The organism is Sulfitobacter sp. 1A12056, assembly GCF_043558125.1.
Classification (GTDB): Bacteria; Pseudomonadota; Alphaproteobacteria; order Rhodobacterales; family Rhodobacteraceae; genus Sulfitobacter; species Sulfitobacter faviae.
In genome coordinates, this window is the sequence record NZ_JBIFFY010000013.1 from 12,053 (window position 1) to 29,744 (window position 17,692).

The 17,692-nt window shown below is 55.9% G+C and carries 13 protein-coding genes; 10 read left to right on the top strand and 3 right to left on the bottom strand.

Going from position 1 to position 17,692, the window contains the following annotated elements:
- Nucleotides 1-11: 11 nt before the first annotated feature.
- The 6 genes from ACGYLD_RS17000 to ACGYLD_RS17025 all read left to right on the top strand — a co-directional run bounded on the left by ACGYLD_RS17000 (nt 12) and on the right by ACGYLD_RS17025 (nt 7,944).
- Entirely contained in the window at nt 12-1,889 is a 1,878-nt protein-coding gene (locus tag ACGYLD_RS17000) for a dipeptide ABC transporter ATP-binding protein (RefSeq protein ID WP_394403294.1), read from the top strand.
- A 45-nt stretch (nt 1,890-1,934) separates the two neighbouring features.
- Complete coding sequence (locus ACGYLD_RS17005) at nt 1,935-3,470, top strand: glutathione ABC transporter substrate-binding protein (protein WP_394403296.1); 1,536 nt, start codon at nt 1,935-1,937, stop codon at nt 3,468-3,470.
- A gap of 62 nt (nt 3,471-3,532) precedes the next feature.
- Complete coding sequence (locus ACGYLD_RS17010; RefSeq protein WP_394403298.1) at nt 3,533-4,453, top strand: ABC transporter permease subunit; 921 nt, start codon at nt 3,533-3,535, stop codon at nt 4,451-4,453.
- A gap of 9 nt (nt 4,454-4,462) precedes the next feature.
- The gene (locus ACGYLD_RS17015; RefSeq protein ID WP_259982631.1) at nt 4,463-5,365 is read left to right on the top strand and encodes an ABC transporter permease subunit; all 903 of its coding nucleotides are present in this window, start codon (nt 4,463-4,465) and stop codon (nt 5,363-5,365) included.
- A 12-nt stretch (nt 5,366-5,377) separates the two neighbouring features.
- Nucleotides 5,378-6,427: a P1 family peptidase gene (locus ACGYLD_RS17020; RefSeq protein WP_394403300.1), complete on the top strand. Its 1,050-nt coding sequence runs from the start codon at nt 5,378-5,380 to the stop codon at nt 6,425-6,427.
- Nucleotides 6,428-6,774: 347 nt separating this feature from the next.
- Nucleotides 6,775-7,944, top strand: a complete 1,170-nt coding sequence (locus ACGYLD_RS17025) for an RES family NAD+ phosphorylase (RefSeq protein WP_394403302.1) — start codon at nt 6,775-6,777, stop codon at nt 7,942-7,944.
- 290 nt (nt 7,945-8,234) lie between these two features.
- Here the strand turns inward: ACGYLD_RS17025 and ACGYLD_RS17030 are convergent, their stop codons facing one another.
- Both ACGYLD_RS17030 and ACGYLD_RS17035 read right to left on the bottom strand, forming a co-directional pair.
- Nucleotides 8,235-11,213 (bottom strand): TrlF family AAA-like ATPase, encoded by a 2,979-nt coding sequence (locus tag ACGYLD_RS17030; protein WP_394403304.1) that lies wholly within the window; start codon nt 11,211-11,213, stop codon nt 8,235-8,237.
- Nucleotides 11,214-11,951: 738 nt separating this feature from the next.
- Nucleotides 11,952-12,971 (bottom strand): IS110 family transposase, encoded by a 1,020-nt coding sequence (locus ACGYLD_RS17035; protein ID WP_394403306.1) that lies wholly within the window; start codon nt 12,969-12,971, stop codon nt 11,952-11,954.
- 99 nt (nt 12,972-13,070) lie between these two features.
- Between ACGYLD_RS17035 and ACGYLD_RS17040 the strand changes: the two genes are divergently transcribed.
- Nucleotides 13,071-13,457, top strand: coding sequence for a transposase (locus ACGYLD_RS17040; protein ID WP_394403308.1), 387 nt, complete (start codon nt 13,071-13,073; stop codon nt 13,455-13,457).
- A 43-nt stretch (nt 13,458-13,500) separates the two neighbouring features.
- Here ACGYLD_RS17040 and ACGYLD_RS17045 read toward each other — a convergent pair whose 3' ends face one another.
- A complete protein-coding gene (locus ACGYLD_RS17045; RefSeq protein WP_271689149.1) occupies nt 13,501-14,646 on the bottom strand; it encodes an IS256 family transposase in 1,146 nt (381 codons plus the stop codon).
- Between the two features lie 279 nt (nt 14,647-14,925).
- On the opposite strand from ACGYLD_RS17045, the gene ACGYLD_RS17050 reads away from it, so the two are divergent.
- The 3 genes from ACGYLD_RS17050 (at nt 14,926) to ACGYLD_RS17060 (ending at nt 17,566) form a co-directional block, all read left to right on the top strand.
- Nucleotides 14,926-15,426, top strand: coding sequence for an IS630 family transposase (locus ACGYLD_RS17050; protein WP_394403310.1), 501 nt, complete (start codon nt 14,926-14,928; stop codon nt 15,424-15,426).
- 671 nt (nt 15,427-16,097) lie between these two features.
- Nucleotides 16,098-16,259 (top strand): hypothetical protein, encoded by a 162-nt coding sequence (locus ACGYLD_RS17055; protein ID WP_394403312.1) that lies wholly within the window; start codon nt 16,098-16,100, stop codon nt 16,257-16,259.
- 530 nt (nt 16,260-16,789) lie between these two features.
- Nucleotides 16,790-17,566, top strand: a complete 777-nt coding sequence (locus tag ACGYLD_RS17060; RefSeq protein WP_271689152.1) for a hypothetical protein — start codon at nt 16,790-16,792, stop codon at nt 17,564-17,566.
- Nucleotides 17,567-17,692: the final 126 nt, after the last annotated feature.

Sequence of the window (17,692 nt, forward strand, 5' to 3'; positions counted from 1 at the left end):
CTATCGCGTCAATGCACAAGCGCCGTGGGAGAACATGTCTTATGCAATCGAACCGACTGCTCGAAATCGCGGACCTTGATGTCCGTTTTGGCAAGCCCGGTTCAGAGATGCGGGCTGTCAAAAAACTGAGCCTGCACGTCAATAAAGGCGAGACTGTCGCGATTGTCGGAGAATCCGGCTCTGGGAAATCAGTCAGCGCTCTGTCGGTTATGCGATTGGTCGAATTTGGCGGAGGGCGGATTGTGGGCGGAAATATTTCCTTTCGCAAACGCGACGACAGCGTGATTGATATCGGCAGTCTTGATATGGAGAACGCGCGTTTGATGCGCGGCGATGATATCGCGATGATTTTCCAAGAGCCCATGACTTCGCTCAACCCCGTCTTTACCATTGGGGATCAGATCGTCGAAGCTGTGGTAACCCACCAAAATAAAAGCCGAAGCGAGGCCCGTGCCATCGCGCTTGAGACCCTTAACAAGGTGCGCATTCCGGACGCCGCGCAGGTAATGAAGCGCCATCCGCATCAGCTTTCGGGCGGGATGCGTCAACGTGTGATGATTGCCATGGCCCTGTCCTGCCGCCCGCAATTGCTGATCGCGGATGAGCCCACCACCGCGCTGGACGTTACTATACAGGCGCAAATCTTGCGGCTGATCCGTGAATTGCAGGACGAAGAGAACATGTCAGTTCTTTTCATCACCCATGACATGGGCGTGGTGGCCGAGATCGCTGATCGCGTTATCGTCATGTATCGGGGCGAAAAGGTAGAAGAGGGCGACGTCGAGACCATCTTCAACGCCCCGCAGCACCCATATACCCAAGCCTTGCTCAAAGCCGTGCCGCGGCTGGGGTCGATGCGCGGCACCGATACACCGCAGCCCTTTGCTATTCCGGGTCAAGACGCGACAGATATCGCGCCAACGCCGACCGCCGCGATTGACTATAGCGCCCCGCCGCTATTGTCGGTGCGTGGGCTGACGACCCGTTTCGATATTGGTGAAGGCCTGTTTGGCCGGGTCAAAAAACGGGTCCATGCGGTGGAACAGCTTGATCTGGATATTTGGCCGGGCGAAACGCTGGGTCTGGTCGGTGAATCCGGTTGTGGAAAATCGACCACCGGTCGGTCGATCTTGCAACTGGTCGAGGCGTCGTCGACCCGGCTGACCTTTGCCGGCGAAGACCTTACGCAGCTTTCGACCTCTGAATTGCAAAGATTGCGCCGGGAGGTGCAGTTTATCTTTCAGGATCCCTACGCCTCGCTTAACCCGAGACTGACGGTGGGCTACTCCATCGCGGAGCCAATGTTGCTGCATGGTCTTGAGACCAAGCAAAACGCCTTTGATAAGGCGGTGTGGCTGCTTGAAGAGGTGGGGCTAAGCGCAGATCATGCCAGCCGCTATCCGCATGCTTTCTCGGGCGGACAGCGCCAGCGTATCGCCATTGCCCGCGCTTTGGGCACTGATCCTAAACTCATTATCGCGGATGAAGCGGTTTCGGCGCTTGATGTTTCGGTACAGGCGCAGGTGATCAACCTGATGATGGATCTGCAGAAACGCTTTGGTCTGGCCTATCTTTTCATCAGCCATGACATGGCGGTGGTCGAACGCATTAGCCAGCGTGTCGCTGTGATGTACCTGGGGCAAATCGTCGAAAGTGGACCCCGGCGTGAGGTTTTTGAGAACCCTCAGCACGCCTATACGCAGCGGCTCATGGCCGCAGCGCCCGTGCCGGACCCTTCGATCCGTCAGCGCAGCCGACCGCTTATTACCGGCGAAGTGCCCAGTCCGGTGCGGCCTATCGGCCAACCCCCTGCCATTCACCAGATGATCGAGGTGGCCCCCGGTCATCTGGTCGCCCGCGATCCTGCGGACGACACAGAAGCCGCCTGATTCATAAAAATTGACCGACTTGTCCACAACGAGAGGATTTCCGACATGACATCTTTTTTCAAACGCACCGCGCTGAGTGCCATGCTGCTGGCCAGTTCCGCGCTTGGCACGTCGCTGGCGGCGGCGGACCTGAACATCGCGATGGACCAGATTTTCCAGCGCATGGACCCGCATAACTCCAACTATAACGTCGACTATTCAGTCGCCAGTGGCGTGTTGGAGCGCCTGATAACCTTTGACAAGAATATGAAACTGGTCCCGCAGCTTGCCACCGAATGGGAAGGCAGCGCAGACGCGAAAACCTTTACGTTCAAGCTGCGCGAAGGGGTGAAATTTCATGATGGCACGCCGTTCAACGCAGCCGCCGTCAAGGCCAACTTTGACCGGCTCGCAGATCAGTCGCAGAACCTCGCCAAGAACAGCCTTTTCAAAGTGGTCGACACCGTAGAGACGCCCGATGACTACACTGTTGTGCTGAACCTTAAAGAGCCTTTCGGCGCGATGATCAACACAGTCGCCCACCCGTCGGTCGTGATCCACAGCCCCAAAGCTCTCGAAGAACTGGGCAAAGACGTGGATCGCAATCCGGTCGGCACCGGCCCCTTTGTCTTTAAGGAATGGGTTCCCGGCGAGCGGGTGGTCGTGGAAAAAAACGACGAGTATTGGGACAGCGATTGGCCCAAAGTGGACAAAGTCACGTTCTACCCGGTCACTGAAAGCGCTACGCGCGTTTCCATGATGCTTTCTGATGAGATTCAGTTCATCCATGTGCTACCTGCCGAACTGGCCAAGCGTGTGAACAATGCCGATAGCCATGAGGTTCTCGAAGTGCCGGGCATCACAGTCTGGACAGCCTCGATGAACACCAAAAAAGAGCACTTCCAAGACGTGCGCGTGCGCAAGGCCTTTAACCTTGCTATTGACCAGCAAGCCTTTGTCGATGTGGTCTACTCGGGCCATGGCACCGTGCCTGACAGCCCCATCGCGCCCGACACCCGGTTTTATGAGGCCCAGACACCGCTCGAAACCGATCTCAACAAGGCGCGCGCCCTGATGAAAGAAGCCGGCTATGAAGACGGTTTCGAGATCGAAATCTGGGGCATTAACAACTCCACCGGCGTGCGGATGCTTCAGTTCCTTCAGCAGCAGTTGTCGCAGATCAACGTCAAGGTGAAGATCGTGCCGATGGAAGGCGCTACTCGGTCAGAGAAGGTCTTTTCTTCCATGGATCCCGAGACCGCGACCTTTGATATGCTGATGGGCGGCTGGTCCCCTTCGACCGGGGATGCGGATTGGCATCTCCGTCCGGTCTATGCGACCGAAGGGTGGATTCCCAAAATCTATAACATGGCGTTCTATTCGAATGAGACTGTCGACAAAGCCATTCAGGACGCGCTGAATACGGGCGATGCTGAAGCGCGTGGAGACGCCTATGCCATAGCACAAAAGCAGATCTGGGAAGATTCCCCCGTCGTTTGGCTGGCCATCGAGAACAAGATGGCAGGGCGCAAGAAAGGTTTGACCGGCGTCTTCCAGATGCCTGATGGCACGATGCAATATGCCAAAGCCGCCTACGAATAAGAACTGATGCCCGAAACCGGCCCGGCGCTGCATGCGCCGGGCCAGAACTACGAGTCCGTCACATGCTAAACTACTTTCTCCGCAGGCTCGCCGCGATGGTGCCGGTGCTCTTCCTGATCTCGATCTTCGTTTTCCTTTTCGTACATGCGTTGCCCGGTGATCCGGCGCGTTTGCTAGCCGGTGAAACGGCAACGCAGGCTGAGATGGAATCTATCCACCGGGCGCTGAACCTCGATGCACCGCTCTGGACGCAATACGTTAACTTCATCGGCAACCTTCTCACACTGGACCTTGGCACGTCGCTCCGCACCGGTGAGCCGGTCTCGCAGATGATCGGACGCGCTTTTATGCCAACTTTCTGGCTATCGGTTTCCGCGCTGACATGGTCGGTGCTCTTTGGCCTGATCGCCGGGGTGATCTCGGCGGTGCGCCGGGGCAGCGCGGGTGACCATGTGGGGATGTTCGCCGCTGTGTCGGGCATTTCCATGCCGAACTTCTGGCTCGGTCTGCTGTTGATGCAGCTGTTCTCGGTCAATCTGGGATGGCTGGGGACCAGCGGTTTTGATGAGCCATCCGATCTCATTCTGCCGTCGCTGACTTTGGGGGCAGGTGTGGCAGCCGTCATGGCCCGCTTTACCCGCTCTGCCGTGATTGACGTCGCGCGGGAGGACTTCATTCGAACCGCCCGCGCCAAGGGGCTGAAAGAGCGTATCGTCGTGTGGAAGCATGCCTTGCGCAATGCTTTGATCCCCGTTGTGACCATGGCCGGCTTGCAGTTCGGCTTTTTGCTTGGCGGCTCCATCGTGGTGGAAAAAGTGTTCCGCTGGCCGGGGCTCGGCTCGCTGCTGCTGGATGCAATCAACTTTCGTGACTACGCGGTCGTGCAATCCGAGATCATGCTGTTTTCGCTGCAATTCCTCTTAATCAATCTGGCGGTGGACATGCTGTACGGCTTCATCAACCCCGCTATTCGCTACAAATAGGAGCGCGCCATGACTGATGTCGCAGACCCGATGAGCGGCGCGCCGGCCCGTGCAGAAAAGACCGCGCGCTCACCACTCGTTGAATTCCGTCGCCGTTTCTCAACCCGCTATGGCGCGATGATCGCCGGGGCTTTCCTGCTGCTAATGCTGCTCGGCGGTGTGCTGGCGCCGTGGATTTTGCCCTTTGGGCCAGACCAGTTTGACTATAAGAATACGCTTGAAGGCCCGTCGCTGCTGCATTGGGCTGGAACTGATGAATTCGGACGCGATATCTTTGCGCGGATTTTAAATGGGGCGAAACTGTCAATGTACATCGGCTTTGTCTCGGTGACCATCGGGGCGGTGATCGGCATCGTCGCCGGTCTTTTCGCGGGTTACTACGGCGGGTGGCTCGATTCTGTGGTTATGAGGATCTCCGATGTTCTATTCGCTTTCCCCGGTATCCTGCTGGCGATTGGAATCGTGGCCATTCTGGGTGCGGGGCTGACCAATGTCATCATCGCCGTGGCGGTGTTTAGTGTGCCTGCTTTCGCGCGGATCGTGCGCTCAGGCACCCTGAGCTTAAAGGAATCGACCTATGTCGAAGCGGCGCGTGCTGCGGGTGCATCGAACTGGATCATCATGTTCAGACATATTCTGCCGGGCGTGCTCGGCGCGGTCATCGTCTATTTTACTATGCGGATTGGCACATCTATCCTGACCGCCACCAGCCTGTCTTTCATCGGCCTGGGTGTGGAGCCTTCGATTGCCGAGTGGGGTGCCATGCTCGCAACCGGGCGGGAATATATGCTTGCTGGTGAATGGCATCTGACCTTCTTCCCGGGGCTGGCGATCTTCCTCACTGTCCTGTGTTTTAACATCCTTGGGGATGGCCTGCGCGATGCGTTGGACCCCAAACTTGATGACAGCTAAGCGGAGAAGATCATGCGACATTCATTTGATTGCGCGACGTGGTGGACTCTGCCCACGGGCACGGACAACACGATCTGCGACGTTCCCGGCGTTCAAGTTGGAAATACCGATGTGCGGGGGGAGGGCCGATGTACCGGCGTGACTGCGGTCTTGCCGCATGGGGGGGATATGTTCCGGCAACCTGTTACGGCGGGGCTATCGGTTATCAATGGTTTTGGCAAAAGCGTTGGTCTGATACAACTGGCTGAACTGGGGGAGATCGAAACGCCGATCCTGTTGACCAATACTTTTGGCGTCGGCCCCTGTAGCACAGCACTCATCCGGCGGGCCGTCGCATCAAATCCAGAAATTGGGCGCAGCTTATGCACGGTTAACCCGCTGTCGTTGGAGTGCAACGATGGCAAGGTTAACGACATTCAGGCGCTGGCCATAGGTGAGGCGCAGGCAGAGGCCGCACTGAACGCCTGTGGAACCCGCTTTGCGCAGGGCACTGTAGGCGCGGGCAGCGGGATGAAGACGTTTGGCTACGCCGGCGGGCTGGGCTCGGCATCGCGGCAAGTAAGGCTTGCAAGCGGCGCCGGGTTCTCCCTTGGCGCGCTGGTCCTGTCAAACTTCGGCCAACAATCTGCGCTGCGGGTTTTAGGGCGTCAGTTGCCGCCCCCGGCCGAGCAGTGCATTGACGATCCCGACCGTGGGTCAATCATCATTATTCTTGCAACTGACGCACCGATGGAGTCGCGACAATTGACGCGGGTGGCGCGTCGAAGTTCCGCAGCGCTTGGCCGTTTGGGCAGCCACATTGGCCATCAGAGCGGCGACATTGCTCTCGCATTCACAACCGCCAACAGCGTTAGCCGCGACAGCGCTGATATCCATGAAGCCAAACGATTGGATGAGCGCTGTATGGACGCGTTTTTCGTCGCCACGGTGGAAGCTGTCGAGGAGGCTATTTTGAGTGCGCTATGGCATGGGGTGCCTCAACAAGGCTATGACGGTACGACGCTACCTTCTTTCCGGGATCATGCATGTCTGAGCTGTGGTTTTTTAAAGAGAGCTCTATGAGCGAGTAGTTTCACCGCTTCGCATCGGCTGCGAACGGCATAACACGTTTGAAACCATGTGATTATCTGCACGTCAAGAACTTTGCAATTTCTTAATCGGTGAAAAAATTTTCTACAGATTGGGCGGTATGCAGCCGTTCGCCGCGGAAGCGAGCGCGCCCCGGCCACACCATGGAAGCAGACGTTGCGCCTCTTGGCATACTCGGGAAGGATTTATCAGTCGCCCCGGATCGGTTGACAATGACAGGCATTACCTCTGCGGCATGCGTTTTTAGTTGTCCACGAAGCCGGAAGTCTGCGATCATTCGTAACATTGTAGCAATATGAAAAATATGGATTGAAAAATATATGGACGAAGCGGTCGACAATGAAGAGTTGCAGGTCAGCGTTTGTACCGACTGCGCACGCCATCCCAGCCTAAAGAAAATGATAAACGCCGACCTGGCCACTGGTATCTGTGCGTTTTGCTGCAGGACCGATGCACAGGTTAGAAACCCTGAAAACATTGAGCCGATGGTTATGCTGATGCGCGCGCTCATCCGCTACTATTGGGACGAATTCTCCTACAATTCACACTGGGGAGGAGAGGCTGTCCTCGAACTGTTCAATGAGGCGGATAATCCTGTTGTCGAGCCGTTCGCCGCTAACGATTACTACGACGAATTCGATCACCATCTGCAAGAACCACCATATCCAGATTGGGACAAAGGCGTATCAATTTACGCCGGTTTCGATGCCGAAGGAATGCGCTTGTTGAACTCAGCCATCTCACGTTCTACACAAAGGTCGGTAGGCGAACTCCGTAGACGCCTCGACACTTCCAACTTCGCGAAGATCGAGAGTGAGCTCGAAGCGTTAATCAAGCCATTCCTGGCTGACCTCAAGTTCGTTCTTCCCAAAGGCGGGACTTGGTTTCGAGCACGGACAGGGTTTGAAGCTCGCTTCCTTCGCTCAGGGGGTTTCGACAGCCAAATTGTGCGGCAGCCCTATATGGGCGCTTCCATTGGTGCCTCGCCAAACCCAGGTAACGGGCGGCTCAACAGAGAAGGTCGGCCAGTACTCTATCTTGGATCTACACCCTATACGGCGCTGGCCGAGATACGCCCGCATCCAGGTCACTATGTATCGATTGGGGGTTTCGCGATATTGCAAGACCTCAACGTAGCTGACTTCGACCCGGACATTTCGCTTTTTTCTTCGAGCGACGAAAGGCTGGAAATGTACGAGATCATCCAAACCTTTGATCGATGGATGAGTACGCCTGTCACGCCAGACGACAAAGTAAGCTATCTGATCACCCAACTTCTTGCCGAGATCCTGCAGGCACAGGGTTTTCACGCAGTGCAGTTTCGCAGCTCGGTTTCTGACGGTGTCAATCTTTGCCTACTTGATACGGCACATGCAGCTTTTGTTGACGGGCATTCCAGCGTGCGTTTCGTTCAAGGCGTTCACTATGAGGCACCGGAACATCCTTTCGTTACTTCGCCCGAACCTGGTGACTACCACATGACCAGGTAACAGCTTCCCTCCAGCTTTCTCTCAAGCCAGTTCGCAGTGACCACCCGATATACTGTCCACGCGTGGTCTTGGAAGGTAACCTGATTGCGGGGCCGTTCGTGTTCAGCCTGTCCTTCCAGCGGCAGTCTCGCGCTGGTCCGACGATAGACGAAGCTCAGACGCAACCCGCAGCAGGCAGCGGGATCACCAGTCAGAACCCGTGTCTGAGACGGATCTTCTGAACAGTGGGCGGGAAGCAGATGTGCGGCGATGCCGCGTTGCTTCCGCAGCATCGTTACAGCGCGGACACACTATTTTATCTGGTATTTCAGCCGTCGTTGAACGAACGCGGGTTTGGAGCCTTCCAGAATTTTGACGATGGCATCGTTGATACGTGGGTTTTCAATCGAACCACTTTCATAGGTGAATTTGTAGTTGCCGGCCTTGTCGAGCGTCACGTAAAGAATTTGCTCGGCATCGGCCCCGACGGCAAGGTTCGGGTTGTGAGTAACCAATACCACCTGCCGAGATTTCTTAGCCTCGCGAATGCAACGCGCGAGCACTGTAAAGATGCTGTCATTGTCGAGGTTGTCTTCCGGCTGGTCGATAATTAGCGGTGTTTTTTCTTTGTCGAGATGCAGGTAGAACACCAGCAGCAATAGACCCTTTTCGCCTGGGGAAAGCTGGTTCAGGTTTTTTCCGCCCAATCGAAGCTCATAACGTGGCTCGAAATATTCCAGCGAGAAAAGCAGATCGTAGAGGCGCTTAACGTCCTTGATCTGTTTCGAGATATCTTCCGCTTTGATGTCGGCAAGGGTGCTCTTGGCAAAGCTCAGGATAGTTTCAACGTCATTCCAGTTCACGTCTGTCATGCGCTTTTCCAGATCGCTGCGCCCCTCTACGGCACCGCGAAACGGCCCGCGCGCCGTCTGGGTCACGAGTTCCAGAAAGCGCCCCGGAAACTCGTGCGACGCCACGAATGACGCGTCGATCGATACATCGAATGCCTCCGAACTTACGGTTGCCAGCTTATCCTCGACGCTGGATTTCAGGCTTTCGTAGAAAGAGCGCACCTTTTCCTTGGAGGTGAAAATCGAACGCGCGAGATTGTCGCGGTCGGAATAACGGGTATCAAGTTGCGCCTGCAGGTCTTCCTCGATGTAGCGGATACGGGCCTCCAAGTCCTTGATGGTGCCAGGCTTGGGACTCTCATCCTCCCCCATGACATCTTCCATCTTCTTCTTGATTTCCGAAAGGGTCTGGAGGTAGCGCTGATAGCGGCGCTGCGGCGCGGACAGAGTTTCCTGCAAAGCCTTCAGTTTATCAGTGAGATACTGGTGGGCTTTGCGTAGGGAGGGGACGCTGGCAACCGCAGAAAAGTCCGTGCCCTCGGTAAACTCGCCAGCGTGCTCGGCCTCCAGCGCCTTCACTTCGGCGGCAAGTTCGTTAGCCTTGGCATCGAGGCTTGCGGTGCTGATCTTGTGGGAAACGATGAGATCAATATCCAGACCAAAGCGTGTGCAGATGGGCCTAAGCTCTTCCTTGCCTTGCTTTACGTGAGCGTCGAGAGCGTTGATGGACTCCTTGAGCGATCCGAGCGACATCATGTCGGTCTTGATGACCGATAGTCGGTCGACCGCCTGCTTGCCGCGTTCTGTGATGGTCGCTTGAAGGGCTCGCGTTTGTTCTATCTCCTCGGACACGGCGCGCTGCTTGGGCGTTTCTTCCTCCGGCTTTTCGACAGCCGCAGGTTTCGAATTCTCAAGGACGCGGTACTCTTCGCGCCGTTGATTCAACTGCTCTTTCAACCGGGCGCTGGTCGAAGGGTCTGCTTGCTGCTCAAGTTCAATGATCTCGATGTTTAGCTCGCGCAGACGTACCTTTAGGGCGCTAATGTCGCTCTTGCTCTGCGCGGTCTTCAGGTCTTCGAGTTCTGAAAACGTCGATTTCCCCATGCGGTCGGATTCCTCCACATGCGAGAAAACAACCTCTTCTATCTCCTTCCGAAATGCTTTGACCTCAATCTCGTTCGTCAAGCTTTCGAAGTAGTTCTGGGGAAGGTACTTGACAGCTTCGGGCCGGAGCGCATCAACATCCTCATCGAGCTTTTTCGTACGCTCGGTTCTGCTCGCCCAGGTCAGAGTTGCCGTGAAATTCTCGGCGTAGCCTTTTTGTCGGAATTTTCGGTTGCGGGCTTCGTCGGTCAGAAACGAGAAATGCTCTTGCTGGCGCGACTCCCCGAGGAGCCCAAGAATGTCGGCGATGGCGCTCTTGCCGCTCCCCTTGTTGCCGATAATAGCCGTTAGCTCGGGGTTGAAGGGAATCGCAACATTCCTGAACCAGGAACCGTTGGCTCCCGCATAGCCCGCAATCTGATCAATCCGCAGCCCCGCGATGAAACGGGTTGCATCCTGATTGAGCCGTTCCAACACGGTGGGACGCTCACCGATATGCACGCGACCCTTTGGTTCAAAGAGTGTTTGCCGGAGCCCTCTAAACGTCAAATCGGCCTTAATCCAAGTCGGCGGGTATCCTGCCTCGTCGCCGGAGAGCCTGCCAAGATCGGCAATCGCATGAGCGTCCGAGCCTGAATAGACGGGCTTCTTCGCGGAAGGGATGCCATCTTCGTAGCGGTCCGTACTAAGGAAGTAGCCGGTGCTCTTGTGTGACCCGAAGAAAGCGTGACTGGCCTTGTCTAGCTCATCCGAGATCGATTTGCTGCGGGCGGACTTAGTGTCAACGCCGCGCAGACCATCATTGCCAGCCGCCGTGACGATCAAATAGGCCGTCTCGTCGGGGAACACCTTCTTGAGAGCCGTTTGAAGATCGGACAGGCTGATTGTGGCCTGTTCGTATTCTTCGCGCGAGTTGAGCTCGCTGCAGCGAAGGCGCAGCCCTTCCCGAGTTTTGTGCGTCTGCAGATCACTGAGCAAGGTACGCAGCTTCGTTTCGGAAGCAAGCGCAGGGTCGATCAGGACATGGGTGTGAACATTGCGGCCGTCCGAACTCACGGTTTCCGTGAGCCGGAACTCACAATTCGGGATAAAGACCTTTGTGCCGTCTGGGTAAAGGCGCTCATACGCCTGTGAAACAACCAAGTAAGAGTCAAAGGAGAAATAATCTGTGATCCCAAATACCTGAACGTCCGAGTCCTCTAGCAATTCGAGATAGGCGTGGAGATTTTCCTCACTGATATCGCCGTAGCCATTTGCCAGTTTGGTTCCTGGCCCGTGAAGATGGAGATCCCACCGATGCCATCCCGACCCATCTTTCTTGTACTCAATAGTCATTGCTTTTAATCCACTTGCGCATAGAGAAAGTGCTTCAAGTCACATGGGAGACATTGTACCGCGTAATTTTCTGCGGCAAGCATGAATGACCGATCTAGGGAAGCCGCGCTGCGGCGTGCTGCAGAATCCAAACGGCGGCTTTGGGCCGGCCGCACCAAGCGCGCCCATGCTGCCACTGCGAAGCCTCCAACGGCTTACGCGGTCAGTTTGGGGCTCCAAGCCGCCATGCGGCGGTGCAGAGAAAATCCCGAACCAACGTCTGTATGAATGTCGGCTACCACTGCTGACGCATTCTTGGACCGCAGATGCAGTGGACGGCCGCTTCCCGCCCTCCTTTCCAGATGCCGCATTAGCGAAGCCAAGGATCATGCGCTTGCAGCGAACGGCAGAAAGGTCCGCAGAGCTCACCAGCACGAGATTTGCGGACACCCTAAAGCGTTTCGAAGAAAACCTGAATCGCTGGGGATTCCCAAACTGGTCTGATTGTGATTCATATGTGGACGCCGCCTTTGGCAAGGGCTGATTTTGTCGAGGTGCGGGTAATCGGTTGCTTTCATATGTCCGGCCTGTTTATGCGGCTTCGAAAGCGCCGCTGGCCCTGATGGAAATCCGCTGAAGAGGTCCCTAATCAATCTAGCGCGCTTGTGGGGCGCGGTGAATCAGACGGGTTTGGCTCTCCGTTGGCTCGATCGTTACGCATCATTGACTGCCTTTGCCAATTCGGATCGGGTCGCGCGCTTATGCGGCGAGCCCATAAGGTCTATAGGTTTCTCCTCGTGTGAGTATCGCCCATGCGACGCGCGCGAGTTTGTTGGCAAGAGCCACCGAGACAAGCCGGAATGGCTTTTTCTCCAGCAAATTATTGACCCAGTCTGTCATTGGGGTCGGATTGCGCTTCGCGTGTCGCATGACGGCGGTCGCGCCGACCACAAACAATCGCCAGAGATATCGATCGCCTTGTTTCGAGATGCCACCCAAGCGGGTTTTCCCTCCTGTTGATTGTTGTTGTGGTGTCAATCCGAGCCATGCGGCAAACTGTCTTCCCGAGCGGAATTGTTCCGGGTCGGTAACTGTGGCGGCGATTGCAGTAGCAGTGATCACGCCAATACCTGGGATGGGCGCAAGCCTGCGGCTTGCTTCGTTGCTGACGTGCCAGGCCTTCAGTTCTTCGTCGAGCATCCCGATCTCGTCAGTCAATTCAGCCATGCGCCGGATCTGGATTTCAAGCGCCCGATGCGCAAAAGGTGGTAGTGTTTCATCTGCAAACGCTTTGTCGGCCAGCTTCACAAGATTGGCGATACGGGGGTTTGCGACCAACCCGAACTCGGCCAAATGTGCTCGCAGCGCATTCGCTGCCATGGTCCTCTGGCGCACGATCAGCGCCCGGGTTCTGTGCGCCATCAGAATGCTTTGTTGTTCGATCGTCTTCATGGGAACGAACCGCATCGTGGGCCGCTGTACTGCCTCACAGATTGCCTCAGCATCAATTGCGTCGCTTTTTCCCCTTTTAACGTACCCTTTTACGTATGATGGCGGCATGATCCGAACCTCATGTCCCATAGCCGTCAAGGTGCGCGCCCAATGATGCGCCGTCGCGCAAGCCTCCACACCAATCAGACAGGGCGGCAATTTAGAGAAGAAGGGAATCATCTGCTTTCGATGCAGCTTCTTGATCAGAACTGCATTGCCAACTTCGTCGACGCCGTGAGCCTGAAAGACGCTTTTCGCCAGATCAAGGCCGATTGTTTTGATATGCATTTCGAACGCTCCTGTTTTGCTGCACTCAATCTTAGCACCATACCTGGCGCTGCGCTGGCAGCGGCGTCCACATCATCATCCTGTTTGGGAGGATGAACTATGTCAGCACCTTTGCCATCAGCGCTTCGGGCGCGGTTTCAGAAATATATTGAGGAAGGGCTAAGCGGGCGAGCGGCGGCAGCGCGCTTGAAGCTATCGCCAGCAACGGGCGCCCGATGGCGGCATCAGATCCAAACGACGGGCCGGGCTGATCCTGCCGTACAGGGTCGTCCAAAAGGGTCAGGGAAATCGGCACCCCATGTTGGTTTTTTCGAAGAGTTGATCACCCAAGACCCTGATATCACACTGTTTGAGTTGCGTGATGCGCTTGCTGATGCAACCGGATTGCAAGTCCAGCACTCTGCTATCGGGCATCTGCTAAAGCGCCTCGGATTTACACGCAAAAAAAGTCACTGGTCGCTACCGAACGTCACCGTGCCAAGGTGAGGGATTGTGCAACCTGTGGTCTGGAAATTCTCTGACACCATGATCACGCATCCTGGCATTCCCACTTTATGTAGGCCTTGGTGTCGGCGGCCCATTTGTCGTCGATCTCCACCAGTACGGCACTGACCAGGCGCTCAAGGGCGGCCTCGTTGGGAAATACCCGGACCTTAACGGTGCGACGTTTCAACTCCTGCTGCACGCTGCGCTCCATCGGGTTGGAGGTGCGCATGCGGCGGCGGTGGTGTTTTGGCAAGGTGAAGACGGTGAGGCTCTCAGGGACATTCTTCTCCAGCCATGCAGCAAGTTTCGGCGCTGTATCGCGATACTCGGTGACCAATTCGACCAAGCTGGTTTCAGCCTTGGCGAGGGAGGCCGCGTTCCAGATCTCGCGGAGCTCGGCACCGATGCGCTTGCGAACGGCAAGGTTCGGCGCGTGATGGATGGCGTTTTGGGCGAGGTGAAATTGGCAGCGCTGCCATGTGGCCCCGCCGAAGACCGCCCTGCGCGCGGTCCGCAGTCCGGCATGATCGTCAGATACAATGTATTGGACGCCGCGCAAGCCGCAAGCTTGGAGGCTCTCGATGAAGGCGCGCCAATGCAGCTCGGCTTCCGACAGGCCCACAGAGACGCCGAGCACCCGGCGACGCTCATCTGGGCCTATCCCGATTGCCGAGAGCACCGCAGCGTCGCGCACGATCCCGCCATGGCGCATCTTTTCATATCGGGCGTCGAGGATCAGATATTTGATCTCGCCCAGAGGCCGATTGCGCCATGCTGCGAGCTCGTCATCGAGCAGCTTTGCAACGCGACTGACCTGACTGGAGGGCAGGCTCTCGATCCCGAACTCACGCATCACCGCTTCAGCCTCACGGGTGGAAACGCCCTTCACATACATTTCAGCCACTGCCAGCATCACGGCTCGCACCGAGCGCCGCCCGCGCTCCAGCGATTGCGGGTAGAACGGCTGACCATCATGATCGGCAGTCTTGGGCACCCGCACCGAGACCGTGCCTGCGGGTGTGTCGATGCGCTTTGGCTTGTAGCCATTGGCATACCCCTGCCGTCCGGGCGTGCGCTCATAGCGGCCAGCTCCGAGGAAGCGCTCACGCTCTATCTGCATCGCCAACTCGAACGCTCGCGCGAACACTGTCGCCATGTCGTTGGGACCGTGCTCGATCAGATGTTCCATGAGGGCCTCAACCGTTGTATCCTGTCGCTCGTCCATTTGTCCGTCTCCATGATGAGTTTGCACTTCCATGGAATACCAGAATGGGCAGCTTCTGCCGGGGCGCGCCCCGGCAGAAGCTCATGGCGCCAGCATCAAATGAATTTCCAGACCTGAAGTTACACCACCAGGTGAGGCGACGACGTGAGGACTGGTTCACACACCGTTTGCCAGCCATTGCGCGGATGCCGGAAAGCGTTGTCTTTAATCCCTCTCATCGCTGCAAGCAGCGACTGCCGGGCAATGGATGAAACAGCGGTCAAAACGAACCTCACCCGGCTGCGCGGTTGGGCTCCGCGTGGCGAACGCCTGACGATGGATGCGCCCTTCGGCAGTTGGGGAACCCAAACCCTGATTGCGGGGCTGACACATGAGGCTCTGATCGCACCTTGGGTGATCAATGGCGCGATGGATGGTCCTGCCTTCGCGGCCTATGTGCAGAAGGTCCTGATCCCTGAGATCGCGCCAGGCACGGCAGTCGTTCTCGACAACCTCGCGACCCATCGCAACAAAGAAGCCGCTGCGGCGCTCAAGGCTCATGGATGCTGGTTCCTCTATCAGCCGCCATATTCGCCAGATCTGAACCCGATTGAGTTGGCTTTCTCCAAATTGAAGTCCCACCTTAGACGCATCAGTGCGCGATCATTCACCTCGGTGTTCGAAGCCCTTGGCGATATCTGCGCAATGTACTCCCCGCAGGAGTGTTCAAACTACTTTCAGGCTGCCGGCTATGCCTCAGGTTAAATTAGAAATGCTTTAGTCACCATATTCGGTGACGAGGCTTCGTACTGGGTGAGCCGGAGCGTCAATCAGCAAGGTCCATTCCTTAACGTTAAGATAGCATGTCGGAGCATCGTCAAACGAGCGCGAGAGGGGCGGCCGCGGGTGAGGAAGCTGCCATACGTTGAACCTTTGGAGCCGTAGACTTTAGGGCCCTGCAGCTTGATAGCTATCAACAGGTTATTGGCGCCGGTCGTGTCATCCTGCCGCTTTCATTGCTCGAGTGGATGAGGCGCAAGCCTTTTCAAGGCGCAGGAAGAAATAAATCTAGTAAGGTAGCTACTGTCGAAATAGGTCGGCAGCCGGTGGTCGCCTTTGGGTCAGAAAGCCCCTATCAGGCGCAGCTGGGTAAGTTGACCCTGATAGGGGACTGGTAGCACGCCTTGGCAAGACGGTGCAATTGACTGCTATCAGTTAGTTCGTCGCTGTTGCGCTGTTGTCACGGAAGCTGTCTCCAAGAGCTTCGTTGACCTCCTATTGACTTGTTGTTGGGTGATTTGGGGGGCTAAGTTGCATCCATGACACAGACAAACCTTCATATCTCGCATCGCAAAATACGGCTCATATGAACTGAGCAGCTTCGGTCGCTTTATCTGCAATCGAAATCGCAATGACGAACATGAAGGACTTTATCGATGACCCTGGTCAAATCTGAGATCACGCGGACTGAAAATCCAAAATCGGAAAAGCGCTCCGGCAAAGGCAAGCCTGATCTTTGCGCCCTCCAAAATCAGCAATGTGATTCGTCGCCAGCCAACAGCTGGCCTGTTCAAGGGAGCATTCTTCGCATTTTGTAGCGATGGTCTTCTGCCAAAATTCTGAGGTCTCGCGGCAAAAAGGCTTCGCAAGCCCGGTTTTCGCAACTCGATAAAATTGAAATGAAACAGGATATCTTCAAGATGTAGGGCTGCCCGCTAGTGGCTTAGCTAGAAAATGCTGCCGAACATATGCGAAAAGCAAACTTACCAGCAAAATCCTAAGCATATGATTTTAAATGAAAAAACTCTTGTCTTTTCAGGCTTAGGTTGGCTAGCTTCAAGGCGTAGAGAACACTTTGCGAAAAAACGAAAATGAAGAAAGGAAGCTCAATGACTGATCCGTAGAACGAAAAAAGCGATCTGCGCCAACAGATCGCTCTCCTCTGGAAAGAACTGGCCTTCCCTATGCAAAGTAACACTAGCACCGTTCTATTGTTGCTTCAAGGTCAAAGTTCTTCCCCGACAAGCCGACCCTCAATCGATCTGTGCGCCTGTCGCATGGCTAGGAAGTTGAGAGTCAACCTCATTCCGACCGACCGGGATGTGTTACCCTTAATCGGAGAAAATCAATGTCCTATCCGTTTTATCAGGGAGGCATCCGTCTCCCCGCCTTTTCCAAAGCTGAACGCAATGTCGCAAAGGCATCATCTCATCACTGCATCGCTCACACGGTGCTTGGAGACGGGGATGGATGTCGGATGCAAGGAGAAAGCCTACTCGAGCTTTGCAATCTCCTTCTGCTCAATGCGATGCTCAACGTAGCATCTTTGCAGGAACAGGTCCGGTTTCGCTATGGCTGGGATGATGGCGATCAGAAGCAACATGTTTTCGATGTCGTAGCAACTCTTCACTGCGGCTCAAGAATTGCTTTCGCCGTTAAGCCTGAGGTTCGCTTGGCTTCGGGACGTTTTCTCATTGAGATGCAGGAAGTCGCCTGGTGGGTGCGGGAAGAAGGCTTTGCCGACGATGTACGCATCATGTCAGAGGCTGATGTGGATCCTGTGGATCTTTCGAATGCGAAAATTCTCGCAGCAGTGCGACCTGAAGATCCGGTTGCCGATAAAATTGCGCGCGCTGTCGTATCGGAGTTGCCTCATGGCGGCGGCAAGACCTTGCATGAGTTGACCTTGAACACCGGCATGTCCGCCCGTGGATACCGCGCTTTGATCCGCCTTCTTCGCACCGGCCACTTGCGACTGCAGAAGCACGAGATCATCAAGCCACGAACGATCGTGGTTCGCAGCGAAAATGATGCGGGCGGTGTCTTTCCGCAGTTCAAAGACAAGCTCGTAGTCCGGCCCGATCGTTTTGAGCGGGGCAGCGAAGACCAGAAATTCGCAGCTTAATTCGAAAGCCGCAGCAATATGCCGACCCATGTGGATCGCCTCATGGGGAGGTAATCCCCCCATTTTTATGGGGGCTCGATCGTAGAACTTACGCAGCCATTCTCAATTTCTGGGCGGGGGTCATCC

Excerpts from the sequence above, each read along its gene's own strand:
- ACGYLD_RS17005 (WP_394403296.1), top strand. The coding sequence starts at position 1,935 with ATGACATCTTTTTTCAAACGCACCGCGCTGAGTGCCATGCTGCTGGCC.
- ACGYLD_RS17055 (WP_394403312.1), top strand. The coding sequence starts at position 16,098 with ATGACCCTGGTCAAATCTGAGATCACGCGGACTGAAAATCCAAAATCG.
- ACGYLD_RS17020 (WP_394403300.1), top strand. The coding sequence starts at position 5,378 with ATGCGACATTCATTTGATTGCGCGACGTGGTGGACTCTGCCCACGGGC.
- ACGYLD_RS17060 (WP_271689152.1), top strand. The coding sequence starts at position 16,790 with ATGTCCTATCCGTTTTATCAGGGAGGCATCCGTCTCCCCGCCTTTTCC.
- ACGYLD_RS17040 (WP_394403308.1), top strand. The coding sequence starts at position 13,071 with ATGTCAGCACCTTTGCCATCAGCGCTTCGGGCGCGGTTTCAGAAATAT.
- ACGYLD_RS17015 (WP_259982631.1), top strand. The coding sequence starts at position 4,463 with ATGACTGATGTCGCAGACCCGATGAGCGGCGCGCCGGCCCGTGCAGAA.
- ACGYLD_RS17045 (WP_271689149.1), bottom strand. The coding sequence starts at position 14,646 with ATGGAACATCTGATCGAGCACGGTCCCAACGACATGGCGACAGTGTTC.
- ACGYLD_RS17050 (WP_394403310.1), top strand. The coding sequence starts at position 14,926 with ATGGATGAAACAGCGGTCAAAACGAACCTCACCCGGCTGCGCGGTTGG.
- ACGYLD_RS17025 (WP_394403302.1), top strand. The coding sequence starts at position 6,775 with ATGGACGAAGCGGTCGACAATGAAGAGTTGCAGGTCAGCGTTTGTACC.
- ACGYLD_RS17035 (WP_394403306.1), bottom strand. The coding sequence starts at position 12,971 with ATGCATATCAAAACAATCGGCCTTGATCTGGCGAAAAGCGTCTTTCAG.
- ACGYLD_RS17000 (WP_394403294.1), top strand. The coding sequence starts at position 12 with ATGCACAAGCGCCGTGGGAGAACATGTCTTATGCAATCGAACCGACTG.
- ACGYLD_RS17030 (WP_394403304.1), bottom strand. The coding sequence starts at position 11,213 with ATGACTATTGAGTACAAGAAAGATGGGTCGGGATGGCATCGGTGGGAT.
- ACGYLD_RS17010 (WP_394403298.1), top strand. The coding sequence starts at position 3,533 with ATGCTAAACTACTTTCTCCGCAGGCTCGCCGCGATGGTGCCGGTGCTC.